Below are 24,805 nucleotides of genomic sequence, written 5' to 3'. Positions count from 1 at the left end.
CGTGAATTAAAGAAGCCTTATGATCACAAGAGAATTAAAGAGCAGTATTGATAACTTATGGGAAGATTTTTGGGTTGGTGGCATCACTAACCCCCTGACGGTGATCGAGCAAATCACTTACCTGATGTACTCCCGGATGCTCGACAGCCTTGAGCTGAAGGACGAAAAGCGTAAGCAACTGACAAAAATCGATTTCAAGCCACGCTTTGCCCCTGAACAACAAGAGTTTCGTTTCAGCCAGTACAGCAATTTAGGTGCCGATGAAATGATGGAAGTGGTCCGTGACGGTGTATTCCAGCATTTTCGGACATTAGGCAGCAGTGATTCACTTTTGGGCAACTTTATGAAAGATGCCCGTCTGGAGATAGTGAAACCGTCACTATTGACCAAAGCAGTAGAGATGATCAAAAACTTGCCGTTGGATCGTGGTGATACCAAGGGTGATTTGTATGAATACCTACTCAGCAAACTCACAACTGCCGGCATTAACGGTCAATTCCGTACACCCCGTCACATTATCCGCGCCGTCGTAGAGATGATGGAGCCTAATCCTGCTCGTAACGAAACCGTTTGTGATCCTGCTTGTGGTACTGGGGGTTTTCTGGCTACAAGCTATGAGTATCTGCTGGAAAAATACAGCTCCCTTGAGTCGATTCATAGCGAATTAGGTGTGAATGAGCGAGGTGAACTGGAAGAACAGAAAATTTTTACAGGTGACCTGCTAACCGATTATCGTGCTCACGTGGATCAGAACATGTTCCATGGCTATGACTTTGACACCACCATGCTGCGCATCGCAGCAATGAACCTGATTATGCATGGCGTAGAACAGCCGGATATTCATTATCAGGATACAATGAGCCAAAGCTTTAGCGACAACTTCCCACAGGCCAGTAAGAATGCTTTTAACTTGATTCTGGCAAACCCACCGTTCACTGGTTCTCTGGACGAAGAAGACATTGATCCTTCTCTGCTGGCAACAGTTAAAACAAAAAAAACCGAACTCCTGTTTTTAGCACGTATTCTGCAAATGCTGAAGGTTGGTGGCCGCAGTGCAACGATTGTACCTCAGGGTGTACTGTTCGGTTCCAGCAAAGCCCACCAGTCATTGCGCAAAACTCTTGTAGAAGACAATCAACTTGAAGCCGTTATCAATCTACCTTCTGGTGTGTTTAAACCTTACGCTGGAGTGGCAACAGCGATCCTAATATTTACTAAAGGTGGGCAAACCGATAACGTCTGGTTTTATGACCTCAAAAACGATGGCTACAGCCTGGATGACAAACGTAATCCTATAAAAGATAGCGACTTACCCCATCTTATTGCTAGTTGGAAACATTATCGTCAATGCAAAGGTTTTCCTACAGATAATTTCTTAGGCGATAAGTTTAGCTCTCTATTGAAGCAACAATATCCACAGGGAATTAATACTACCACGGATTATCTGGACCGTACTCAAATTGCATTTATCGTACCAAAGGTGGATATAGCTACTGAAAAGTACGATCTTTCAATAAATCGTTATAAGAAAGTGGTATATGAAGCTGAACAACATGAAGATCCAAAAATAATATTACAACGGCTAAAATCATTGGAGAATGATATTATCTCAGATCTGAATGATTTGGAGGATATGCTGTGAGATGGCCGAACGTAAAGCTAGGTGATATCGGAGAATTCAAAGCAGGATTTGGGTTTCCACATGAATTTCAAGGCAAAAAAACAGGTCAATATCCTTTTGCAAAAGTTGGCGACATATCTACCTTGGCGAGAGCTGGTGAATTATACATATCAAAAGCTGCAAATTATGTCAGTAGCGAAGATATTGAAATTTTAAAAGCAAAAACACTTCCTGCGGGAACCATTGTTTTTGCTAAAATAGGTGAAGCAATAAGACAAAACTTCCGATTGATCACATCTGTAGAAATGGTCGTTGATAATAATGTAATGGGATTAATTCCCAACACTCAAATTATAGATGTAGATTATTTATATCATTTCTTATGCAAATTAGATCTTTATCAATATATTGGAGCCACAACGGTACCAGCCCTGAGGAAATCGGTTTTAGAAAATCTAGAGATACCACTCCCTACACTAAGTGAACAACAAAATATAGCGGCAATCTTAAATAAAACAAAATCCATACAATTTAAACGTGATTACGCTATCAAACTTGCGGATGAATTTCTGCGTACTACATTTTTGAGTATGTTTGGTGACCCAGAAAACAATCCTAAACAATTCCCTATTGGTACTATTCGAGATCTTGTGAGTTCAGCAAACTATGGCTCCTCGGGTAAAGCATCAGAACATAGTGGAAGATATCCTATGCTCAGAATGGGAAATATTACATACCAAGGATATTGGGATTTCACAGATTTGAAATATATCGATTTAGATGAGAAATCTAAAGAAAAATTTTTAGTACGAAAAGGTGATTTGTTATTTAATAGAACAAATAGCAAAGAACTGGTAGGAAAAACAGCTGTATTTGAAAACGATATTGAGATGGCTTATGCTGGTTATTTAGTTCGAGTTAGAACAAATAAACTTGGAAATAATCACTATATATCAGGATATTTGAACTCTGCTCATGGTAAGAATACTTTAATAAACATGAGCAAAAGTATTGTTGGCATGGCCAATATAAACGCTCAAGAAATGCAAAATATTAAAATCCTTATACCACCTGCAGAATTGCAATATAAATACGAGGAAATATATAAAGCAGTAAGAAATAGAGTCGGCACTTATATTAAGAGTAAAACTGAGCTCGATAAATTATTCAACACTCTCAGCAATCAATTATTTAACTAAAGTTAACGGAAATCCAATGAAATTAACCAAGCTTTTTTTAACTAATTTCAGGTCTTTCAAAAACACTCAAACCATTGAATTTGCACCTCTCACATTGTTATTTGGTCCAAACAGTGTTGGTAAAACAACTATTTTGATGGCTCTTTTTTATCTGCAACAGATAATAACAAAGGAGCAATGTAATCCTTCAAAAATAGATGCCATGGGTGAAAAAAAGATAGATGGTTTCAAGTCGTTGGTCAATGATGGAGACCTAAATAAGGAAATTAGTATTGGTATTGAGTTTTTGACTGAGACAACTATTGGCAATGAATATAGTGAATATATTGATAGGATATCGGACTTAACTAATTTAGACCTTATAGCAGTAAATGATTTATCTAACGAAGCTAAAAAAATAAAATTAGAATTCTTAATTTCATGGTCATTTTCCAAAAGAACAGCTTATGTTAGAGAATATAAAGTAACAATAAATGATGAATACATTGGAGTACTTCGCTCTAATGAAAACATTGATAAAACCATTATAAATGATATTAACTTCTCTCATCATTTAATTAATGAAGAAGTTGAAAGTGTTAATGAAGATGACTTATTCAAAAACACATTTCATGAAAAATACAACTCCCTTATTGGTGGTAAAAGAGCTGACTTCTTTTACAAAAAAATAAATGAAGATGATGATGATGATGATGATGATGATGATGACTCAAGCATTGATAAAAACTCGGCTAGGCCAGTATTAATAAAAGGATTCGCGGGTGCATTACCACCTTTGGGTTGTTTAGTACAAACAAGTTTAGAAACGTCGGAGCCAGAAAATATATCAGAGCTAATAAACAATGATATTATTAATAGAGCATTAACTCAAATATTTACTTCCCCTCTTGATAAACTAAAAATTCTCTTAGATGATAGTGTATCAATAGGACCAATAAGAATCGTTCCAGATGCTTCATTCAAACCCAATCCTTACACAGAGCAAAAAAACTGGTTTAATGGAACAGCTGCGTGGGATATACTTTATCAATTAGAGTCCAATATTGGTGATGAAAACTTAATTGAAAAAATCAATGACTGGTTATTTTCGGAAGAAAAACTCAATAGTGGATATAAAATTCAAAGAGACATAAATCTACAAGAGATATTAATTCACAACAAACTTGGCTCTGATCAAAAATCCGCATCCTGCTTCTTTAGACCAGATAATTATGCTTTTTTCGGAAAAAATGATGATCCTCAGTTATTCTTTGTAAGTCAAAAAAATAATTTGAAACTTTATCCAAATCAAGTTGGTATTGGTCTCAGCCAAATTCTCCCTATAATCGCTTCAGCCCATATTGTAAAGAATGGTTTCATTGCAATAGAACAACCAGAGCTGCATATTCACCCTGCATTACAAGTTGCGATTGGTGATTTATTCACTCAGCTTCAAGTGCCAATGGTTACAAAGCCAATGTTTATTATCGAAACACATAGTGAGCATATTATACTTAGGCTGCTTCGGAGAGTTAAAGAAAGCAATAACGGTACTCTACCGCATAATCTCATGAAGGTTTTCCCCAATGATATTAGTGTAACTTATATATCTGATACTGATGCTGGAGTTATAGTAAAAAAAATAGCAGTAACTCAAGATGGAGACTTTGAATTTGATTGGCCCAATGGGTTCTTTGAAGAACGGTATGAGGAACTCTAAATGTTACGAGAATATGCTATTGACCCGACTGTGGTTACTTCAGACATTAACATTTTGCAAAGATTCTATTCCGAATTTGGGGCTGAAAATGGAAGAGTGATTGCTGAAGTACCCTTACGTTGGTTTCAAAGTTTTAAAAATGAGCTTAATAAGTTAGGTTTAAGGCCGATAGAAAAAACTAGATATTTAGAGAATCTTAGTAAGAAGATGAAAACTTCTCTGATATCGCGAGGTGATAGACAACTAGCAGAAGATGAAAGTTGGATTTCACATGTAGTAACTATCCATAGCAGAGAACAATTCAATGCGATACTGTCTGATAGTGATGATATTAACAGACAGATTTATAATTATCCGAGAATGATTGAGTTTACTCCTACTCATTGGGATATTGCACATTCAATTAGCGTAAATCCTACTGCTGATGATATTGTGAATACAATCCAAACCTCAATCAATTTATCTACTCAATTTATTTTCATTGATCCCTATTTTAATATCATTGACGATAGATTCAGATCTCCATTTTTCAAATTCATTACTAAAATAAAAAATAATAGAGCACGAACCAATTGTCTACAGTTACACTTATGTGAACAAACAGATATGAGAAGAAACCAAATAGAACGCAGTATGAATGACCATTTAGTTCCATTTTTGAAAGATGGGTTTACAGTCGAGGTACATATCTGGCCAAATCAATATATTCATGATAGGTTTATTCTTACAAATAAAGTTGGATACTCATACGGCCATGGATTAAGTACAGGGAATAATTTAAATATTAATATCACTCGATTAAGTGAGAATTTGCGGGAAAATGAGAAAAAAAGGTTTTGTGATTATACACAACGACTAGGTGAATCAATGATATTTACCAGCACATAAAAATCCGGACAACTAATCGTATCAAATTATGATAAACGATTAAACAGAGCCCGCAGAAGCCTTAGATTAAGGCCACTGCGGGTAGATTTATTAGTTCTTTCCAAAATCAAACGGACTAACCCCCTTTTCCCGATTCACATCCAGATAATCAGCCCACCACTGCACCATTAGCCTGCGCTCCCCTAGGTGCTCGGCCTTATGGATATAAGCCGCACGCACAGAGTTACGTTCCTGATGACTCATCTGCCGTTCTACCGCATCCTTCGACCACAATCCTGACTCAATCAACGAACTACACGCCATCGTCCTAAAACCATGTCCGCAGACTTCAACTTTCGTATCGTAGCCCATAACCCGCAAAGCCTTATTCACCGTGTTCTCACTCATCGGTTTACGAGGATCGTGATCACCAACGAAAATCAGCTCTCGGTTTCCACTCATGCTTTTGATCTTTTCCAGAATGGTCAGAGCCTGGCGGGATAAAGGAACAAGATGGGGAGTCCGCATTTTCGAACCTCGATGTGAATGCTTCACACCTTCCAGTAGCTCACGCTCTCCCGGAATCGTCCACATTGCGTTTTCAAAATCGACTTCTGACCAACGAGCAAATCGCAGCTCACTAGATCGAATAAATACCAATAACGTCAGCTCCACAGCTAAGCGTGTTAGTGGTCTGCCAGTATATGTGTCGATACGATGAAGTAGTTCAGGGATGCGATTAAGTTCTAGCGCAGCGCGATGTTGCCGTTTAGCGGTAGCGACCGCACCAGCGATCTCTTGTGCAGGGTTGTAATCGATTAAACCACTTTGCACGGCAAATCGCATAATTGCTGTAGTTCGTTGTTGTAGACGTGCAGCCACCTCAAGACGTCCAGACATCTCCACAGCTTTGATAGGAATAAGTAAATCTCTGGTTTTTAGCTCAGCGATATTTCGCTTACCAATCGCATCAAAGAGATTATCTTCCAGACTCTTAAGAACACGACCACTATGCGACTCAGACCACTTTTGATTGCTGGCGTGCCAGTCTCTGGCAACAGATTCAAAAGTGATGACCTCTTTAGCCTGATCTACTTTTACTGCACGCTTATGTTCACGAGGATCGACACCGGCAGCAACAAGCCTCCTAGCCTCCTCCCTCTTTTGCCGAGCATCAGCCAGGGATGTTTCAGGATAAACCCCAAAGGCCATCAGGTGTTGCTTGCCGCCAAAGCGAAAGCGGAAACGCCAGTATTTGGAGCCATTAGGGTGTATCAGCAAAAACATGCCGTCGCCATCGACGAGCGAGTATTCCTTTGCCTCAGGTTTTGCCGAACGCACCTTGGTATCAGTCAGGGCCATGATGGTATTCCTTCCATATGCTGCCGTGAGTATATAAGCATTATCGAACCAGCATATATACTCGGTTCTATACTCACAAGCATGTTGATGTGGGGTAACTCAGATTGACGTCGGTTGACTGAAAAGCGGGGCAAAGCCTTGCGGGGACTGGATTTTAGGCATAAAAAAAGACCTCAGTTGAGGTCTATTTACATACATATGGTGCCGAAGGCCGGACTCGAACCGGCACGTATCTCTACGGTTGATTTTGAATCAACTGCGTCTACCGATTTCGCCACTTCGGCACTGCAAGTAGTATGCGGAAAACGTGGGCATTATACCTTTCAGCGATCCGCGTGCAACACTTATCCGTTGTTCAATGAGTTAAGTGCTGAAAAAATCGTCGCCGGGGTCACATTTGGCTGGTTTTATGGGCGCAGCATGCGGCGCCCCTAGGTATTCATTTCGGCAAGAGCCGCCTCACCAGGCCACCAGAAACAAAAAAGGCGTAACCCAATGGCTACGCCCTCTTAAACTGCCTGCAGTGCCGCTACTTGCGTTTCAGCAGCATATAAACGCTGATCAACAAGAACAGCATGCTTGGCAGCAACGCGCCCAGCACCGGCGGCATGTTGTACACCAGGCTCAGCGGGCCGAATATCTGGTCCAGTACGTAGAACAGGAACCCGAAGCTGATACCGGTCACCACACGCACGCCCATCGGCACGCTGCGCAGTGGGCCGAAGATGAACGACAGCGCCATCAGCATCATCACCGCAACGGAAAGCGGCGAGAACACCTTGCTCCACATGTTCAACTGGTAGCGGTTGGCTTCCTGGCCGCTCTGCTTCAGGTACTTCACGTAGTTGTGCAGGCCGCTGATGGAGAGTGAGGTTGGGTCCAGCGCCACCACGCCCAGTTTGTCCGGGGTCAGGTTGGTTTTCCATTCGCCGGTCAGGGTTTGGGTGCCGGTGACCTGTTTTTCGTTGGTCAGGTCAGAGGTATCCACCTGCGAAAGCTTCCATACACCGTCTTCAAAGCTGGCGCTGGCGGCATAACGCACCGTCTCCAGCCTGCGCTGGTCGTTGAAATGGTAGATGTTCACACCGGAAAGCTCTTTCTCGCCCGCAACGCGTTCGATGTAGATAAAGTCGGTGCCGTCTTTCGCCCACAGGCCGTTCTTGGTGGAAAGCAGCGAGCCGCCGTACATCTGCTGCGCGCGGTAGTTACGCGCCATTTGGTCGCCCTGCGGTGCCACCCACTCGCCAATCGCCATGGTCAACAGCACCAGCGGGATGGCGGTTTTCATCACCGATCCGGCGATCTGCATGCGGGTAAAGCCGGAAGCCTGCATCACCACCAGTTCACTGCGCGTCGCCAGTTGCCCCAGCCCGAGCAGTGCGCCCAGCAGGGCCGCCATCGGGAAGAAGATCTCGATGTCCTTCGGCACGCTCAGCAGGGTAAACATCCCGGCGCTGAGTGCCGTGTATTCACCCTGACCCACTTTACGCAACTGGTCGACGAACTTGATGATGCCGGAAAGCGACACCAGCATGAACAGCGTCATGATGATGGTGTTGAAAATCGTCTTACCGATATATCGGTCTAAAACGCCAAACATCAGGCCGCTCCTCTCAGGCGTGCACGCAGCTTACGCATCGGCACCGTATCCCACAGGTTCAGCGCCAGCGCGATCGCAAAGTACGCCGCGTTGACTACCCACAGCCATACCATCGGATCCAGCTTGCCCTTGCCGCCGTTAGAACGCAGCGAGGTCTGCAGCAGGAAGAATATCAAATACAGCAGGATGGCCGGCAGCATGCTCAGCACGCGGCCCTGACGCGGGTTCACCACGCTGAGCGGCACCACCAGCAACGCCATAATGACCACGGAAAGCACTAACGTCAGGCGCCAGTGGAACTCGGCGCGCGCGTCCGGATCGTCAGACGCCAGCAGCGTCTTCATCGACATCTGCTCGGCCTGGTTGCCGTCCACGGTGACCGCACGGTGGCCTACCACTGCTTTATAGTCGTTGAAATCGGTAATGCGGAAGTCACGCAGCAGCGCGGTGCCCTCAAAGCGGGTGCCCTTGTCCAGCGTCACCACCTGCGAACCGTCTTTCATCTGGTTAATCTGGCCATGTTCAGCCACCACCACGGAAGGGCGTTGGTTGCCGTTCGGCCGCAGCTGCGCCAGGAACACGTTGTTAAAGGTGCTGCCCTTAACGTTGCCGATAAACAGCACCGCGTTGCCGTCTTGCGAGGTTTTGAACTGCCCTTCTGCCAGCCCGGCAATGCTTGGGTTGGCTTTGGCTTCGGAAACCACCACGTCCTGATAGCGCGAAGCCCAGGGCCCGACCCAGAACACGTTGGCCGCCGCAATAACGGAGGTGAAAAGTGCCAATACCATGGCCGCAATGATCAGGGTTCGTTTACCCAGTCCGCAGGCATGCATCACGGTGATTTCGCTGTCGGTATACAGCCGCCCAAGCGTCATCAACAAGCCGAGAAACAGGCTTAATGGCAGGATTAGCTGCGCCATCTTCGGCACACCCAATGCGAGCAAAGAAAGAACTAAATTTGTCGGGACATCGCCGTCCACCGCATCGCCTAACACCCTGACTAAATTCTGACAAAAGAAGATCAGAAGCAGGATGAACAGGATCGCGATTTGGCTCTTTAGCGTTTCCCGTACCAGATATCTTATGATGATCACGCTTATTACGCCTGTGAAAACTTGTCTTTTTGCAGGAAAATCGATAGTTTCATCGCTAATCCGCCATTTATTCTCATCATATGGCAACCGACACAGCTAAAATAGTATTACAACATCTAGCATTTGGGTGTCCTATAGGAACTTGCCTATAGTCGCCAAAACAGAGCAATTTACGCCGTTCAGGTTAACATAACTCGTTAACTCAATGGCGGGAGATCGTTACGGAGTGCGCCATTCTAGCCGTAGCGCCTGCCTTTGTCTTTAAGATTCAGGAGAGTGCATGGAGTTCAGTGTAAAAAGCGGTAGCCCGGAAAAACAGCGCAGTGCCTGTATTGTAGTCGGCGTTTTCGAACCGCGCCGCTTGTCCCCTATCGCAGAACAACTCGACAAAATCAGTGATGGTTATATCAGCGCTTTGCTGCGCCGTGGCGAACTGGAAGGTAAAGTCGGGCAGACGTTACTGCTGCACCATGTACCTAACATTCTCTCCGAACGCATCCTGTTAATTGGCTGTGGCAAAGAGCGCGAGCTCGATGAACGCCAGTACAAACAGGTGATTCAAAAAACCATCAATACCCTTAACGATACCGGCTCCATGGAAGCGGTCTGCTTCCTGACCGAGCTGCACGTGAAAGGCCGCAACACTTACTGGAAGGTGCGTCAGGCGGTGGAAACCGCAAAAGAGACGCTCTACACCTTCGATCAGCTGAAAAGCAACAAAGTGGAACCACGTCGTCCGCTGCGCAAGATGGTGTTCAACGTGCCGACCCGTCGTGAGCTCACCAGCGGTGAACGTGCGATCCAGCACGGTCTGGCGGTGTCTTCCGGCATCAAGGCGGCGAAAGATCTCGGCAATATGCCGCCGAACATCTGTAACGCCGGTTACCTGGCCTCACAGGCTCGCCAACTGGCGGACGCCTTCAGCACCAACATCACCACCCGCGTCATCGGCGAACAGCAGATGAAAGAGTTGGGGATGAACGCCTATCTGGCGGTTGGCGCCGGTTCGCGTAACGAATCATTGATGTCGGTGATGGAATATAAGGGCAATCCTAACCCGGACGCTAAGCCAATTGTGCTCGTCGGTAAAGGCCTGACCTTCGATGCCGGCGGCATCTCGATCAAACCTGCCGAAGGCATGGACGAGATGAAGTACGACATGTGTGGCGCTGCCACCGTGTACGGCGTGATGCGCGTGGTGGCGGAACTGAACCTGCCGCTGAACGTGATCGGCGTGTTGGCTGGCTGTGAAAACATGCCGGGCGGCAGCGCTTATCGTCCGGGCGACGTGCTGACCACCATGTCCGGCCAGACCGTCGAGGTGTTGAATACCGACGCCGAAGGCCGTCTGGTATTATGCGACACCCTGACCTACGTTGAGCGTTTCGATCCGGAGCTGGTGATTGACGTTGCCACCCTGACCGGTGCCTGCGTGATCGCCCTGGGCCACCACATCACCGGCCTGATGTCGAACCACAACCCGCTGGCGCATGAACTGATCGGCGCGTCCGAACAGGCCGGCGACCGCGCGTGGCGCTTGCCGATGTCCGACGAGTACTACGAGCAGCTGGACTCCAACTTTGCCGATATGGCGAACATTGGTGGCCGTCCGGGCGGGGCTATCACCGCAGCCTGCTTCCTGTCGCGCTTTACCCGCAAGTACAGCTGGGCGCACCTGGATATCGCCGGCACCGCCTGGCGCTCCGGCAAGGCCAAAGGGGCCACCGGTCGTCCGGTTGCCTTGCTGTCGCAGTTCCTGCTTAACCGTGCGGGGCTGAACGGCGACGATTAAATCTGAGCGGTAATTCAGGTATAATCCCGAGGGGCACAGCATGCTGTGCCCCTACACTTTTTATAGGCAGCGGTGAATCAGACCATGAAACAGGCAACGTTCTATCTAATCGAACACGCGGAACCCGCAGGTGCGCTCAGCGCGCATGAGGCCGTGGCCTGCGCCGTTGCCGCCGAACGCTGGCGTTCCGGCAAGCGGGTGTTGATCGCCTGCGAGAGCCAGGAACAGGCCCAACGGTTGGACGAAGCGCTATGGCAGCGCGATCCGCACCAGTTCGTGCCGCACAACCTGGCCGGTGAAGGCCCGCATTACGGCGCCCCGGTCGAACTGTGCTGGCCCGGCAAACGCGGCAACTCCCCGCGTGACCTGCTGATCGCCCTGCTGCCGCAGTTTGCAGATTTTGCTACTGCTTTCCATGAAGTGGTAGACTTCGTCCCATACGAAGACACCTTAAAACAGTTGGCGCGCGACCGATATAAAGCTTATCGCAGCGTCGGCTTCCATTTGACCACGGCCACGCCGCCAACTCACTGAACAACGATATAAAATGGAAAAGACAAACAGTCACCTCGATACCGCCTACGACCCGAAAGAGATCGAACAGAAGCTGTACGATCACTGGGAAAACCAGGGTTACTTCAAGCCAAATGGTGATACCAGCCAGGAAAGCTTCTGCATCATGATCCCGCCGCCGAACGTCACCGGTAGCCTGCACATGGGCCACGCCTTCCAGCAGACCATCATGGACACCATGATCCGTTACCAGCGCATGCAGGGCAAAAACACCCTGTGGCAGGCGGGTACCGACCATGCCGGTATCGCCACCCAGATGGTGGTTGAGCGTAAGATCGCCGCAGAAGAAAACAAAACCCGCCATGACTATGGCCGCGATGCGTTCATCGACAAAATCTGGCAGTGGAAGGCAGAATCCGGCGGCACCATCACCCGTCAGATGCGCCGTCTGGGCAACTCCGTGGACTGGGAGCGTGAGCGCTTCACCATGGACGAAGGCCTGTCCAACGCGGTACGTGAAGTGTTTGTTCGTCTGCACAAAGAAGATCTTATCTACCGTGGCAAGCGCCTGGTGAACTGGGATCCGAAACTGCGCACCGCCATCTCCGATCTGGAAGTGGAAAACCGCGAGTCCAAAGGCTCCATGTGGCACCTGCGCTATCCGCTGGCCGACGGCGCCAAAACCGCCGAGGGCAAAGATTACCTGGTGGTCGCCACCACCCGTCCGGAAACCGTGCTCGGTGATACCGGCGTCGCGGTGAACCCGGAAGATCCACGCTACAAAGATTTGATCGGCAAAGAAATCCTTCTGCCGCTGGTTGGTCGCCGCATCCGCATCGTCGGTGACGAGCACGCCGATATGGAAAAAGGCACCGGCTGCGTGAAAATCACCCCGGCGCACGACTTTAACGACTACGAAGTCGGTAAACGTCACGGCCTGACGATGATCAACATCCTGACTTTCGACGGCGATATCCGTCAGGAAGCGGAAGTGTTCAACACCCTCGGCGAAATCTGCACCGATTACTGCAACGAGATCCCGGCCCAGTTCCGTGGCCTGGAGCGTTTCGCCGCGCGTAAAGCGGTAGTTGCCGCCTTTGAAGAATTGGGCCTGCTGGAAGAAATCAAACCACACGATCTGACGGTGCCTTACGGCGACCGCGGCGGCGTGGTGATCGAACCTATGCTGACCGACCAATGGTACGTGCGTACCGCTCCGCTGGCGAAAGTGGCGGTGGAAGCGGTTGAGCAAGGCGAGATCCAGTTCGTGCCGAAGCAGTACGAAAACATGTACTTCAGCTGGATGCGTGACATTCAGGACTGGTGTATCTCACGTCAGCTGTGGTGGGGTCACCGTATCCCGGCCTGGTACGACGTGAACGGCAAAGTCTATGTTGGCCGCAACGAAGCAGAAGTGCGCAGCGAGAACAACCTGGGCCCTGACGTGGTGCTGAACCAGGACGAAGACGTGCTGGACACCTGGTTCTCTTCCGGCCTGTGGACCTTCTCTACCCTGGGCTGGCCAGAGCAGACCGACGCGCTGAAAACCTTCCACCCGACCAGCGTGATGGTCAGTGGCTTCGATATCATCTTCTTCTGGATTGCGCGCATGATCATGCTGACCATGCACTTTATGAAGGATGAAAACGGCAAGCCACAGGTTCCGTTCAAGACCGTCTACATGACCGGTCTGATCCGCGACGACGAAGGGCAGAAAATGTCCAAGTCGAAAGGTAACGTGATCGACCCGCTGGACATGGTTGACGGCATCTCGCTGGAAGACCTGCTGGAAAAACGCACCGGTAACATGATGCAGCCGCAGCTGGCGGAAAAAATCCGCAAGCGCACCGAGAAGCAGTTCCCGAACGGCATCGAGCCGCACGGCACCGACGCCCTGCGCTTCACCCTGGCGGCACTGGCTTCAACCGGCCGTGACATTAACTGGGACATGAAGCGCCTGGAAGGCTACCGCAACTTCTGTAACAAGCTGTGGAACGCCAGCCGCTTTGTGTTGATGAACGCAGAAGGCCAGGACTGTGGCTTTAACGGCGGCGAGAAAGTGCTGTCGCTGGCGGACCGCTGGATCCTGGCTGAATTCAACCGCACGGTGAAGGCATACCGCGAAGCGCTGGACACTTACCGCTTCGATCTGGCCGCCAACATCCTGTACGAATTCACCTGGAACCAGTTCTGTGACTGGTATCTGGAACTGACCAAGCCGGTGGTGACCAACGGCAGCGAAGCGGAACAGCGCGGCACTCGCCATACGCTGATCACCGTGCTGGAAGCCCTGCTGCGCCTGGCGCACCCGGTGATCCCGTTCATTACCGAAACCATCTGGCAGCGCGTGAAAACCCTGACCGGCGAAACTGCAGACACCATCATGCTGCAGCCGTTCCCAGAGTACGACGCCGCGTTGGAAGATACGCAAGCGCTGAACGACCTGGAGTGGATCAAGCAGGCGATCACCGCGGTGCGTAACATTCGCGCCGAGATGAACATCGCCCCGAGCAAACTGCTGGAAGTGCTGCTGCGTAACTGCAATGCCGACGCCCAGCGTCGCGTGCAGGAGAACCAGAGCTTTATTCAGCGTCTGGCACGTCTGGAGTCGATCGCCCTGCTGCCTGCCGGTGATAAAGGTCCGTTATCGGTCACCAAGCTGGTGGACGGTGCCGAGCTGCTGATCCCTATGGCCGGCTTTATCGATAAAGACGCCGAGATTGCGCGTCTGTCGAAAGAGATGGGCAAGCTGGATGCGGAAATCGCCTCGATCGAAGGCAAGCTGTCTAACGAAGGTTTTGTGGCGCGTGCGCCAGAAGCCGTGGTCGCCAAAGAGCGCGAACGTCTGACCGCCTGCAAAGAAGGCAAAGTGAAGCTGCAGGAACAGCAGGCGACCATCGCCGCGTTGTAATCTGTCGGTTCACTGTAACAGCTGAAAACAGCGGGGATTTCCCCGCTGTTTTTTTATCGCCGTTGCATCTGGCCCGCTTAAGATGTTATTACAATATATTAATATATGCCGCATGGATGCCGCCGGGGAATCAACCCAGGCGCGTTTTGTGCTGCGATAAAAACGAATGTGGTTCCTTTTAATGGCGAGTGTAAACATGACAACAGCAACCCCAGTACGTCTTCTGGTGCGCCCAATAACGGCTGACGATAATGCCGCTATTGCCAATGTCATTCGCGAAGTCTCCGCCGAGCACGGTTTGACGGCGGACAAAGGCTATACCGTTTCCGACCCCAATCTGGACGTCTTGTATCAGCTCTACAGCCTGCCACGCAGCGCTTATTGGGTGATAGAAGTCGACGGTCAGATTGCCGGAGGTGGCGGTATTGCGCCGCTGCAGGGCGGTGAAGTGGATATTTGCGAATTACAGAAAATGTATTTCCTGCCGGTTTTACGCGGCCAGGGTCTGGCAAAACGCCTGGCGCTGCAGGCACTGGAGTTCGCCCGTCAACAGGGTTTCCGCTGTTGTTATTTAGAAACCACCGCCAGTCTGACCCAGGCTATCGGCCTGTATGAGCATTTGGGCTTTGAGCATATCGACCAGGCCATGGGCACCACCGGCCACGTCGACTGCGAAGTCACCATGCTGAAGACGCTGTGATCAGCGCTTACTGTTCAGCCCGAGATACCCGGGCCTAGCGCACCGAGGGGCGCTCCGGCAGCCAAGGCTGCTACGACCCCTTCGGCACGCTCTCCCTAATAACAAACATTGTTCGTCTTCTGAGAGAACACACAAATGATCTCTTTTCTTATCCAGCTTACCCCGCCTTCTGCTCTTTCCCCGTCATTCCACCCTTGATAGCCAACTCAATCCGGCTCAGCACCAGGCTGGTCAGGTAGGATACGGCAATTAACAACAGCAGGATCAGCGGCGTATAGCGCGGCGCAAAGATCAGCTTCTGGGTGAAGTAATAGCAATAGAAACTGTGGGTCAGCCACATATACATCGAATGCTTGCCCAACTCGCCCACTATCCGGTTCACCCTGCTGCCCAGGCCATCTGCCGTATTCATCAGCGCAATAATAAACAGCGGCGTCACCAGCAGCAGCCCAGGATTATGCGCGACGATAAATACCGCCACCGTCACCATCAGCAAGATCAGCGGATGGGTACGACTCAGGGTCGCGATCAGTTTCACCAGCCACGAGTTCGGCGGCATTTTCTGGCTACGGCCAAACACCATGCCAAAGCCAAACGGCAGCAACCAGGTGCAATATTCGATCAACACCTCTGGCGCCCAGCCAACATACTGCAGCCCCTTGCCGCACAGCGCCGCCAGAAACAACAGCCCCAGCAACGGGCCGATATTCAGCCGTGACAGCAGCGGCAAAGAGAGCACATACAACACGTAGAGTTTAAAGAACCACCACTCGCTGTTATAAGTGGATTTTATGCCCATCAGGTTTTCGAGAAACAGCGACGGCGACAGGGAATATCTTTCGCCCGGAAAGAAAATGATGCCAATCGGCACAAAGATAAACAGCACTATCCAGTAGCTGATATATAAGTTCTTCAGCTTGCCCCAGATATATTTAAACGACACTTCTTTTTTTAGCGAGAATCCGTAGCCGGATAAAAACAGGAACATCGACACACAAATCTTGCCGAACAGGCCAACAAACATCTCAATATCGACACTGTTAACCATATGATAAACCGGGATATCCGGGCTAATGCGGCTTGGGTAAGCAAATAGATGGTGGATTAACATCAGAATGATGGCAATCCCTTTTAAATAATTAGACTTATTAATCGAAATTTCCATATTTCTTAATATCTTATCCGATAATAGATTGGCTCATCATATAGCAGCATTTTTACTCTGACACTCTCTTTCCGGCTCGGATAAGTCTCATAATTAATATTCCTTTAAGAAACAATGCGCCGTTTGTTTATAAAACCGCATTTTCTCTCGCCAGCCTGTGCCCGCAGAAAAGCAGCAAACAAACATTAATATGGTTACGTTATTTTTTATCCATAAAAATCATGTATATGACAAAAATTACAAATAATTTCTGTGATGTTCATTAACAAATTAACGATTTAAAATTGACCTGTCGCACGCTTGCGATACTCTGCCAGAACAAGCTAATACCGCTATCGCACAGGGAGCAGTCATGTCGGATAACGCTTTTGATTACATCATTGTCGGCGCAGGTTCCGCCGGTTGCGTACTGGCGGCACAGTTGATCCGCCGCACCCAGGCGCGGGTGCTGCTGCTGGAGGCCGGTGGCGACGACAATAATCTGTTCATCAAGATGCCGGCCGGCGTGGCAAAAATCATCGCCAAAAAAAGCTGGTCGTATGAAACCGAGCCGGAGCCGCATGCCAATAACCGCCGCATACAGATAGCTCAGGGCAAGGTGTTGGGTGGCAGCAGCTCGATCAACGGCATGATCTATATTCGCGGCCAGCGACAGGATTACGACGAGTGGGCCGAACGCTATGGCTGTGTTGGTTGGGGCTATCAGGACGTGCTGCCCTACTTCAAACGCGCCGAGGCCAACGAGAGTCTGTCGGATACCTATCATGGTGGCGAGGGGCTGCTGCCGGTCAGCGAGAACCGCTACCGCCACCCGCTCAGCATGGCGTTTATTCGCGCCGGCCAGGAGTTGGATCTCCCCTACCGCAACGATTTCAACGGCGACAGCCAACACGGCGTCGGCTTCTACCAGACCACTACCCACAACGGCGAGCGCGCCAGCACTGCACGTACCTATTTGAAAGCCGTGCGTAACGAACAGCGGCTGGTGGTGAAACTCAATGCGCTGGTACACCGGGTGGTGTTCGACAACAACGTCGCCACCGGCGTGGTGTATAGCCAAAACGGCAGTGCCGAAGTCACGGCCCATGCCGCGCAGGAAGTGATCCTCAGCGCCGGTGCGGTAGGATCGCCAAAGATCCTGATGCTGTCCGGTATCGGGCCGCGTGAACATCTGCAGCAACTGGGCATCGAACCGCTGGCGGATCTGCCGGTAGGCAAAAACCTCCACGATCACCTGCATATGTCGATCAACGTCAGCACCCGCGAGCCGATCAGTTTGTACGGTGCCGATCGCGGCCTGCAGGCACTGCGGCACGCCACCGAATGGCTGGCGTTCCGCAGCGGCGTTCTGAGTTCTAACGTACTGGAAGGGGCCGCCTTTACCGACAGCCTGGGTGACGGCCGCCCGGACGTACAAATCCACTTCCTGCCGATGCTCGACAGCTGGGATGGCGTACCCGGCGAACCACTGCCCAATATCCACGGCTTCACGCTCAAGGTTGGCTATCTGCAACCCAGGGCGCGCGGTGAAGTGCTGCTGCGCAGTCGCGATCCCAAGGATCCGGTGAAGCTGCACGTCAACTATCTTGGCCACCCGGAAGATCTGGCCGGCAGCGTGCGTGCGGTGAAGTTCGGCCTGCGTTTCCTGCAAACCGCCGCCCTCAAACCACTGATCAAGGATCTGCTGATACCACAGCCGGCATGGCTGAACGATGAGGCACAACTGGAAGAGTTCGTGCGCAACTTCTGCAAAACGGTGTATCACCCGGTGGGCAGTTGCCGCATGGGCCAATCCCCGCAGGACTCGGTAACCGATTTACAACTGCGGGTGCACGGTTTTGAACGGCTGCGGGTGATCGACTGCTCGGTGATGCCACAGGTGACCAGCGGCAATACCAATGCGCCGACCATCATGCTGGCGGAAAAAGCGGTGGATTTACTGCTGGACACGCCGGAATAAATTCATACGGGCGCCCGGCGGTCAGACGGTGGCAGGCACGCCGCTGTGGAAGCGGAATTCGCTGTCCGGGGTTTGGATCAGCGCCGCTTCTATGCGGCCAAAATGGGCCACCCGTTCGCTGATATCGCCACCGGCTATCTGTTCGGCCAATGTCAGGTAGTCCTGGTAGTGGCGCGCTTCAGAGCGCAGCAACGAAACGTAGAAGCGGTTGAGCTCGTCGTCCAGATGCGGTGCCAGGCGGGCAAAACGTTCGCAGGAACGCGCTTCGATATAAGCGCCGCAAATCAGTTTATCAATCAACGTGGCCGGATCGTGGGTGCGGATCTCCCGGATCATGCCTTTGGCATAGCGACTGGCGGTGATTTTCTTATACGGGATCTGCCGTGCCAGCATGATCTCCAGCACCTGCGAGAAATGATGCAGCTCTTCTTTGATCAGCAGCACCATTCTGTCCGCCAGATCCTGACCGTAGGCCGAGCCGTATTTTGGCAGGATCTTGCGGGTGAAATTGTTCTGCTGGAACAGCGCTTCCGGCACGCCCTGCGCTTCATGCAAAAATGCCTCGTAGGGCCTGAGCAGCGCCAGCAGTGCGTCACCGCTCTCTTTGTCCGCCACGTAGCGACGGATCAGCCACATGCCGGTCTGCGCGGCTTTTAGCTCGCAAACCATATGGTCAGTCAGCAACAGCGGCAGGTTTTCCGGGCGGCGCGCAGCATCAATCCAGGCGTCTGGGGTTTCACAGTGCAGGAAGTTTAAAATCGGGGCTAACAGGGATTGGTATTTCATGTGTTCTTATCAGGGGCCAACAAGCGCCGGCCCACAGGAATTAAGCAGAAATTAATTAATGGCGTTTACCGTCGTCGTCTTCGTCGATGAAGTCACCTTCTTCTTCATCATCGTCACCTTCTTCGCCGTTCGGATCTTCGAAGTAGGTGCCCCAGCCGTCGTAGTTAACGCCGCAACGTGCCGCCAGTGCGACCAGTTGCTCAACCTGAGCGTCGATCACTTCGGCGTTCAGACCCACTTCGCTGATCACGTCACAACACATCACCAGAGTACCGTCTTCCACTTCCAGCTCTTCGGCGTCGGTCACTTCAAAGCCTAACTTGAAGGCTTCGACAGCAGCTTTCTCCAGCACTTCAAACTTCTCGGCAGAGAGATGGTGTTCGATGGTGTAGAGCGCCTCTGGATCGCTACCGTCTTCCAGCAGTTCTTCGATGATCAGGCGGGTCTCTTCACGTTGTTCGTCTAGCTGTTCGCTGTTTGCCATGCCTATATCCTCAAGTCAAATGGCCTGTATTGCGCCTATTTTCACACACCGTCGGCATTGCTTCCACGATAAACGTGAAAGATTTCCATTCCGGGGTTGAAATTGAATATTCATACATATAAAGTGAATTTAAATTCAATTCAAGCGATAAGGATATACGGCAATGAGTAGCATAAACCCGTTCTACAAACGTCACTTCCTGAGGTTAATGGATTTCACCCCGGCACAGCTGCATGCGCTGCTGAAACTGTCGGCCGACTTGAAGCAGGCCAAGAAGCAAGGCAAGGAAGTACGCCACCTGCAGGGCAAAAACATCGCGCTCATCTTCGAAAAAGACTCGACCCGTACCCGATGCTCTTTCGAAGTTGCCGCATTCGATCAGGGTGCTCAGGTCACCTATCTCGGCCCGAGCGGCAGCCAGATTGGCCACAAGGAATCGATGAAAGACACCGCCCGCGTGCTGGGCCGGATGTATGACGGTATTCAGTACCGCGGGTACGGCCAGCATCTGGTGGAAACCCTGGCCCAGCATGCCGGCGTGCCGGTGTGGAACGGGCTGACCAATGAGTTCCACCCCACCCAATTGCTGGCAGACTTGCTCACGGTACAGGAACAGTTGCCGGGCAAGTCGCTGAGCGAGGTGAAGTTCGCCTACCTCGGCGATACCCGCAACAATATGGGCAACACCCTGCTGGAAGCCGCCGCACTGGCGGGAATGGATCTGCGTCTGGTGGCGCCGAAGGCCTGCTGGCCGCAGCCGGAACTGGTGGCAGAGTGCCAGGCATTAGCCAAACAGACCGGTGCCAAAATCACCCTGACCGAAGATATTGCCGAAGGGGTGAAGGACGCGGATTTCCTGTATACCGACGTCTGGGTGTCGATGGGTGAACCCAAAGAAACCTGGCACGAGCGTATTGGGCTGTTGAAACCCTATCAGGTCAATATGGCGATGGTGAAACTGACCGGCAACCCGAACGTTAAATTCCTGCACTGCCTGCCGGCGTTTCACGACGACCAAACCACCCTTGGCAAGCAGATGGCAGAGCAATACGGGCTGCATGGCGGCATGGAAGTGACCGATGAAGTGTTCGAGTCCGCGCACAGCGTGGTGTTCGATCAGGCGGAAAACCGCCTGCACACCATCAAGGCGGTGATGGTCGCCACCCTGAGCGAAACGCTTTAACCCCACCAGCCAGGCATGACGGGCGGGCTCTTGACCCGCCCCATCCCCTTGCCGATTAATTATTCCGTCCTCTTTCGCCGTTCAGTGGATTTTTATGCAAACTGCGCGCATAACCCCATCCTGACCGGGATAAACCCCGGTGCTAATAATCTGTTTATTCAGCATAAAAAAAAGATAAACCGACCCTATCACAAAAATAAAAATCGCCACTCTAGTGCCAACAGGAATAAAAATTCAAAAAAACATGGATTCATAAGAATATAAATTGCCAATTAGTGAATAAGTACGTCAGCAATCCACACAAAGAAAATAAAAACAATAAGTTAAGATTAAACTGATCAAACTAAAGCCCGGCACCCCATTTTATTATTGGATAATTAACGCGAGGCGCGAGTATTAATGCATTCTGAATAATAGATTTAAAAACAAAACAATGACATCAATCAATTCATAGCATGTTTCATTCCCCACCTATTTATCATGTGACCTCCATCACAAAAAACCGCCAAGCAAAGTTTATTATTCTCCGCAACGCAACGGTACCCATCCTTATGAAAGGAAATAATCCCTTTATTTCTTTTCGTTCGATGTTACTCAAATCTGAAAATAGGGAATGAAATGAATAAGAACTATGTAGGGTCTGAAATAGGCCAACTGCGCAGCGTTATGCTTCACCGTCCTAATTTAAGTTTGAAAAGATTAACACCGTCTAATTGTCATGAACTCTTATTTGATGACGTATTATCTGTCGAACGCGCTGGCGCCGACCACGATATATTCTCCAAAACGCTAAGAGACCAGAATGTCGAAGTATTACTGCTTACCGATCTACTGAAAGAGACCATGAGCATTCCCGCCGCCAAGCAATGGCTGCTGTCGACACAGGTCTCTGACTTCCGGCTTGGGCCGTCACTGGCGGCCGATATTCGTGGCTGGTTGGGCGACTTGTCCGATCTGCAACTTGCCCGCCATATGACCGGTGGCCTGACCTATGCCGAGATCCCTGCCAGCTTCAGTAATATGGTGGTCGATACCCATCAGGGCAACGATTTTATTATGAAGCCACTGCCTAACCATTTATTTACTCGCGACACCTCATGCTGGATATATAACGGCGTATCGATTAATCCAATGGCGAAACCGGCACGTCAGCGTGAGACCAATAATCTGCGCGCCATTTATAAATGGCATCCTTATTTTTCAAAAGGCAACTTCACGACTTATTTTGGCGATGAGGAACGAAATTATGATCATGCCACGCTGGAAGGTGGCGACGTCCTGGTGATTGGCCGCGGCGCGGTATTAATCGGTATGTCAGAGCGCACTACGCCACAGGGGGTGGAATTCCTGGCACAGGCACTCTTCCAGTCCCATCAGGCAGAGCGGGTCATCGCCCTGGAATTACCCAAGCACCGTTCCTGTATGCACCTGGATACCGTCATGACTCACATCAATCTGGATACCTTCTCGGTCTATCCGGAAGTGGTGCGCAAAGAGTCACAGTGCTGGACGCTGACCCCTGACGGGAAAGGCGGCCTGCATCGCCAACAGGAAAAACACTTCCTGACCGCGATTGAACGCGCCCTGGGGATTACTCAGGTGCAGCTCATCACCACCGGTGGCGACAGCTTCGAAGCTGAGCGCGAACAATGGAACGATGCCAATAACGTCCTCACTATCCGCCCTGGCGTGGTGGTCGGTTACGAACGTAACACCTGGACCAACGAAAAATACGACAAGGCCGGCATCACCGTACTGCCGATCCCCGGCGATGAACTGGGCCGTGGCCGCGGCGGCGCCCGCTGCATGAGCTGCCCGCTGGAACGCGACGCTATCTAACCCCCCAACGGAATAATAAACATCATGACTAAACCTACTGTGGTGATTGCCCTGGGTGGGAACGCCCTGCTGCGCCGTGGAGAACCGCTTGAGGCGGATATCCAGCGCCGCAACGTCTTGCTCGCCAGCCGCCAAATCGCTGCGCTGACCAAGGACTGGAACGTGGTACTGGTGCACGGCAACGGCCCGCAAGTCGGATTATTGGCGCTGCAAAACAGCGCCTACCCGCAGGTCGCGCCTTATCCGCTGGACGTATTGGGGGCAGAAAGCCAGGGCATGATCGGTTATCTGCTGATTCAAGAGTTGAAAAACTGTCTGCCGGAGCAACAAGTCAGTGCGCTGCTCACCCAGGTGGAGGTTGACCCTGACGACGGCGCCTTCAGCAACCCCAGCAAATATATCGGGCCGGTCTACGACCAGGAAACCGCGCTGGCGCTAAGCCTGGATAAAGGTTGGGCAATCAAACCGGACGGCAAGTATTTCCGCCGCGTGGTGCCTTCACCCAAACCGCTCAACATCATTGAAACCGCCGCGATTAACGCACTGATTGCCCAGGGCCATCTGGTTGTCTGTGCCGGTGGTGGCGGCATTCCGGTGCTGCGGCAGGAAGGCAAATTGCAGGGGATCGAGGCGGTGATCGACAAAGATCTGTCCGCCGCTTTCCTGGCGGAACAAATCAATGCCGACGCTCTTTTGATCCTGACCGATGCCGATGCCGTGTATCTCGACTGGGGCACCCAACAGCAGCGAGCGTTGAGCAAGGTGACGCCGGAGGATCTAGCCGACATCACCTTCGACGCCGGATCCATGGGGCCGAAAGTCTCGGCTGCCAGCCATTTTGTGCGCTCTCGCCACGGCATTGCCGGCATTGGCGCACTGCAAGATGCCACCCGCATTCTGACCGGCGAGCAGGGCACATTAATTTCTCCAACGCATTGAATAGAGAGGGGCAACCTTATGAGCATCAACTTACGTCATCGCCATTTTCTGAAACTGCTGGATTTCAGCACCGACGAAATCCAACACCTGATCGATTTGGCCTTCGCGCTGAAAAAAGCCAAATACGCAAAAGCAGAAAAACAACGCCTGTGCGGTAAAAACATCGCGCTGATTTTTGAGAAAACCTCTACCCGCACCCGCTGCTCGTTTGAAGTGGCCGCGTTCGACCAGGGCGCCCGGGTCACTTACCTCGGCCCCACCGGCTCCCAGATCGGCATTAAGGAATCGATGAAAGATACCGCCAGGGTGCTGGGCAGGATGTATGACGGTATTGAATACCGCGGCTTCGGCCAGGCGATTGTCGAAGAACTGGCGGAATTTGCCGGGGTGCCGGTATGGAACGGTTTGACCGACGAATTCCACCCGACGCAAATTCTGGCGGATTTGATGACCATGCTGGAGCATCTGCCGGGGAAAAAACTCAATCAAATCTCCTTCGCCTACCTTGGGGATGCGCGCAATAACATGGGTAATTCGTTGATGGTCGGCGCAGCAAAAATGGGGATGGACATCCGTCTGGTCGCACCAAAGGCCTTTTGGCCTGATGAAGCACTGGTCGCACAGTGTACCGATATCGCCCGCAATACCGGCGCGCGTATCACCCTGACCGACAAGGTTGAGCAAGGCGTGAAAGATGTCGACTTCCTCTATACCGACGTTTGGGTCTCTATGGGGGAACCCAAGGAAGCCTGGGCTGAACGCGTCAAGCTGATGCAGCCCTATCAGATCAATGCTGCGGTGTTGAAAGCCACCGGCAACCCACAGGTCAAGTTTATGCACTGCCTGCCCGCCTTCCATAACGAGCAAACCAAAGTGGGTAAAGAGATTGAGCTTGCCTACGGTCTTAAAGGGCTGGAAGTCACCGAAGAGGTGTTCGAATCCTCCCACTCCATCGTGTTCGATGAAGCGGAAAACCGCATGCACACCATCAAGGCCGTAATGGTCGCCACCCTCGGCGACTGATCGGCAGGCGGCGGTGCCAGTCACTGCCGCGTTCCCCTCTCTGCATCATTATTTATTTTCTTGCTGCC

At 50.7% G+C, this 24,805-nt stretch carries 19 protein-coding genes and 1 tRNA gene; 13 read left to right on the top strand and 7 right to left on the bottom strand.

The annotated features are described in order from the left end of the window. Window positions 1–19: 19 nt before the first annotated feature. The 4 genes from ACSOSI_RS02390 to ACSOSI_RS02375 are packed head-to-tail and all read left to right on the top strand — an operon-like array spanning window position 20 to window position 5,407. Window positions 20–1,642 (top strand): type I restriction-modification system subunit M, encoded by a 1,623-nt coding sequence (locus ACSOSI_RS02390; RefSeq protein WP_476706482.1) that lies wholly within the window; start codon window positions 20–22, stop codon window positions 1,640–1,642. Continuing rightward, window positions 1,639–2,820, top strand: a complete 1,182-nt coding sequence (locus tag ACSOSI_RS02385; protein ID WP_476706481.1) for a restriction endonuclease subunit S — start codon at window positions 1,639–1,641, stop codon at window positions 2,818–2,820. Before ACSOSI_RS02390 ends, ACSOSI_RS02385 begins: the two co-directional genes overlap by 4 nt. Window positions 2,821–2,836: 16 nt before the next feature. Then, window positions 2,837–4,519: an AAA family ATPase gene (locus ACSOSI_RS02380; protein WP_476706480.1), complete on the top strand. Its 1,683-nt coding sequence runs from the start codon at window positions 2,837–2,839 to the stop codon at window positions 4,517–4,519. Beyond that, window positions 4,520–5,407: a hypothetical protein gene (locus ACSOSI_RS02375; protein ID WP_476706479.1), complete on the top strand. Its 888-nt coding sequence runs from the start codon at window positions 4,520–4,522 to the stop codon at window positions 5,405–5,407. It abuts the gene before it with no gap. Window positions 5,408–5,497: 90 nt separating this feature from the next. On the opposite strand, the gene ACSOSI_RS02370 is transcribed toward ACSOSI_RS02375, so the two are convergent. The 4 genes from ACSOSI_RS02370 to lptF form a co-directional block, all read right to left on the bottom strand. After that, complete coding sequence (locus tag ACSOSI_RS02370; RefSeq protein WP_476706478.1) at window positions 5,498–6,748, bottom strand: tyrosine-type recombinase/integrase; 1,251 nt, start codon at window positions 6,746–6,748, stop codon at window positions 5,498–5,500. A gap of 199 nt (window positions 6,749–6,947) precedes the next feature. Next, window positions 6,948–7,032: transfer RNA gene (locus ACSOSI_RS02365), tRNA-Leu, on the bottom strand. A 245-nt stretch (window positions 7,033–7,277) separates the two neighbouring features. Next, window positions 7,278–8,348 (bottom strand): LPS export ABC transporter permease LptG, encoded by a 1,071-nt coding sequence (gene lptG / locus ACSOSI_RS02360; protein WP_012005020.1) that lies wholly within the window; start codon window positions 8,346–8,348, stop codon window positions 7,278–7,280. Further along, window positions 8,348–9,442 (bottom strand): LPS export ABC transporter permease LptF, encoded by a 1,095-nt coding sequence (lptF, locus tag ACSOSI_RS02355; protein ID WP_012005019.1) that lies wholly within the window; start codon window positions 9,440–9,442, stop codon window positions 8,348–8,350. Before lptF ends, lptG begins: the two co-directional genes overlap by 1 nt. 280 nt (window positions 9,443–9,722) lie before the next feature. On the opposite strand from lptF, the gene pepA reads away from it, so the two are divergent. The 4 genes from pepA (at window position 9,723) to ACSOSI_RS02335 (ending at window position 15,358) form a co-directional block, all read left to right on the top strand. Continuing rightward, window positions 9,723–11,234 (top strand): leucyl aminopeptidase, encoded by a 1,512-nt coding sequence (pepA, locus tag ACSOSI_RS02350; protein ID WP_012005018.1) that lies wholly within the window; start codon window positions 9,723–9,725, stop codon window positions 11,232–11,234. An 84-nt stretch (window positions 11,235–11,318) separates the two neighbouring features. Next, window positions 11,319–11,768, top strand: a complete 450-nt coding sequence (locus tag ACSOSI_RS02345) for a DNA polymerase III subunit chi (RefSeq protein ID WP_012005017.1) — start codon at window positions 11,319–11,321, stop codon at window positions 11,766–11,768. A gap of 13 nt (window positions 11,769–11,781) precedes the next feature. Next, window positions 11,782–14,658 (top strand): valine--tRNA ligase, encoded by a 2,877-nt coding sequence (locus ACSOSI_RS02340; protein ID WP_012005016.1) that lies wholly within the window; start codon window positions 11,782–11,784, stop codon window positions 14,656–14,658. A 196-nt stretch (window positions 14,659–14,854) separates the two neighbouring features. Then, the gene (locus ACSOSI_RS02335) at window positions 14,855–15,358 is read left to right on the top strand and encodes a GNAT family N-acetyltransferase (RefSeq protein ID WP_261132217.1); all 504 of its coding nucleotides are present in this window, start codon (window positions 14,855–14,857) and stop codon (window positions 15,356–15,358) included. A 157-nt stretch (window positions 15,359–15,515) separates the two neighbouring features. Here the strand turns inward: ACSOSI_RS02335 and ACSOSI_RS02330 are convergent, their stop codons facing one another. Further along, window positions 15,516–16,469, bottom strand: a complete 954-nt coding sequence (locus ACSOSI_RS02330; protein WP_476706477.1) for an acyltransferase family protein — start codon at window positions 16,467–16,469, stop codon at window positions 15,516–15,518. Between the two features lie 406 nt (window positions 16,470–16,875). Here ACSOSI_RS02330 and ACSOSI_RS02325 point away from each other — a divergent pair, with 406 nt between their 5' ends. Then, window positions 16,876–18,483, top strand: a complete 1,608-nt coding sequence (locus ACSOSI_RS02325) for a GMC family oxidoreductase (protein WP_476706476.1) — start codon at window positions 16,876–16,878, stop codon at window positions 18,481–18,483. A gap of 21 nt (window positions 18,484–18,504) precedes the next feature. On the opposite strand, the gene miaE is transcribed toward ACSOSI_RS02325, so the two are convergent. Next, window positions 18,505–19,269 (bottom strand): tRNA isopentenyl-2-thiomethyl-A-37 hydroxylase MiaE, encoded by a 765-nt coding sequence (miaE, locus tag ACSOSI_RS02320; protein ID WP_476706475.1) that lies wholly within the window; start codon window positions 19,267–19,269, stop codon window positions 18,505–18,507. A gap of 55 nt (window positions 19,270–19,324) precedes the next feature. Continuing rightward, window positions 19,325–19,753 (bottom strand): ribonuclease E inhibitor RraB, encoded by a 429-nt coding sequence (rraB, locus tag ACSOSI_RS02315; protein WP_012005011.1) that lies wholly within the window; start codon window positions 19,751–19,753, stop codon window positions 19,325–19,327. A 163-nt stretch (window positions 19,754–19,916) separates the two neighbouring features. On the opposite strand from rraB, the gene argF (ACSOSI_RS02310) reads away from it, so the two are divergent. From argF (ACSOSI_RS02310) to argF (ACSOSI_RS02295), 4 genes are all read left to right on the top strand, one after another. Further along, complete coding sequence (gene argF, locus ACSOSI_RS02310) at window positions 19,917–20,936, top strand: ornithine carbamoyltransferase (RefSeq protein WP_476706474.1); 1,020 nt, start codon at window positions 19,917–19,919, stop codon at window positions 20,934–20,936. Window positions 20,937–21,554: 618 nt separating this feature from the next. Continuing rightward, a complete protein-coding gene (gene arcA, locus ACSOSI_RS02305; protein ID WP_261099158.1) occupies window positions 21,555–22,775 on the top strand; it encodes an arginine deiminase in 1,221 nt (406 codons plus the stop codon). A 21-nt stretch (window positions 22,776–22,796) separates the two neighbouring features. Further along, entirely contained in the window at window positions 22,797–23,714 is a 918-nt protein-coding gene (arcC, locus tag ACSOSI_RS02300; protein ID WP_476707238.1) for a carbamate kinase, read from the top strand. 18 nt (window positions 23,715–23,732) lie between these two features. Next, complete coding sequence (gene argF / locus ACSOSI_RS02295) at window positions 23,733–24,737, top strand: ornithine carbamoyltransferase (protein WP_476706473.1); 1,005 nt, start codon at window positions 23,733–23,735, stop codon at window positions 24,735–24,737. The last annotated feature ends 68 nt before the right edge of the window (window positions 24,738–24,805 follow it).

The sequence above is a fragment of the Serratia sp. AR11 genome (assembly GCF_056376275.1).
Note: the sequence above shows the minus strand (reverse complement) of the source record. Positions and strands in the feature narration are given on the sequence as shown.

Excerpts from the sequence above, each read along its gene's own strand:
- argF (WP_476706473.1), top strand. The coding sequence starts at position 23,733 with ATGAGCATCAACTTACGTCATCGCCATTTTCTGAAACTGCTGGATTTC.
- ACSOSI_RS02370 (WP_476706478.1), bottom strand. The coding sequence starts at position 6,748 with ATGGCCCTGACTGATACCAAGGTGCGTTCGGCAAAACCTGAGGCAAAG.
- ACSOSI_RS02335 (WP_261132217.1), top strand. The coding sequence starts at position 14,855 with ATGACAACAGCAACCCCAGTACGTCTTCTGGTGCGCCCAATAACGGCT.
- ACSOSI_RS02340 (WP_012005016.1), top strand. The coding sequence starts at position 11,782 with ATGGAAAAGACAAACAGTCACCTCGATACCGCCTACGACCCGAAAGAG.
- argF (WP_476706474.1), top strand. The coding sequence starts at position 19,917 with ATGAGTAGCATAAACCCGTTCTACAAACGTCACTTCCTGAGGTTAATG.
- rraB (WP_012005011.1), bottom strand. The coding sequence starts at position 19,753 with ATGGCAAACAGCGAACAGCTAGACGAACAACGTGAAGAGACCCGCCTG.
- ACSOSI_RS02325 (WP_476706476.1), top strand. The coding sequence starts at position 16,876 with ATGTCGGATAACGCTTTTGATTACATCATTGTCGGCGCAGGTTCCGCC.
- pepA (WP_012005018.1), top strand. The coding sequence starts at position 9,723 with ATGGAGTTCAGTGTAAAAAGCGGTAGCCCGGAAAAACAGCGCAGTGCC.
- ACSOSI_RS02375 (WP_476706479.1), top strand. The coding sequence starts at position 4,520 with ATGTTACGAGAATATGCTATTGACCCGACTGTGGTTACTTCAGACATT.
- ACSOSI_RS02380 (WP_476706480.1), top strand. The coding sequence starts at position 2,837 with ATGAAATTAACCAAGCTTTTTTTAACTAATTTCAGGTCTTTCAAAAAC.
- ACSOSI_RS02330 (WP_476706477.1), bottom strand. The coding sequence starts at position 16,469 with ATGTTAATCCACCATCTATTTGCTTACCCAAGCCGCATTAGCCCGGAT.
- lptG (WP_012005020.1), bottom strand. The coding sequence starts at position 8,348 with ATGTTTGGCGTTTTAGACCGATATATCGGTAAGACGATTTTCAACACC.
- miaE (WP_476706475.1), bottom strand. The coding sequence starts at position 19,269 with ATGAAATACCAATCCCTGTTAGCCCCGATTTTAAACTTCCTGCACTGT.
- ACSOSI_RS02345 (WP_012005017.1), top strand. The coding sequence starts at position 11,319 with ATGAAACAGGCAACGTTCTATCTAATCGAACACGCGGAACCCGCAGGT.
- arcA (WP_261099158.1), top strand. The coding sequence starts at position 21,555 with ATGAATAAGAACTATGTAGGGTCTGAAATAGGCCAACTGCGCAGCGTT.
- ACSOSI_RS02390 (WP_476706482.1), top strand. The coding sequence starts at position 20 with ATGATCACAAGAGAATTAAAGAGCAGTATTGATAACTTATGGGAAGAT.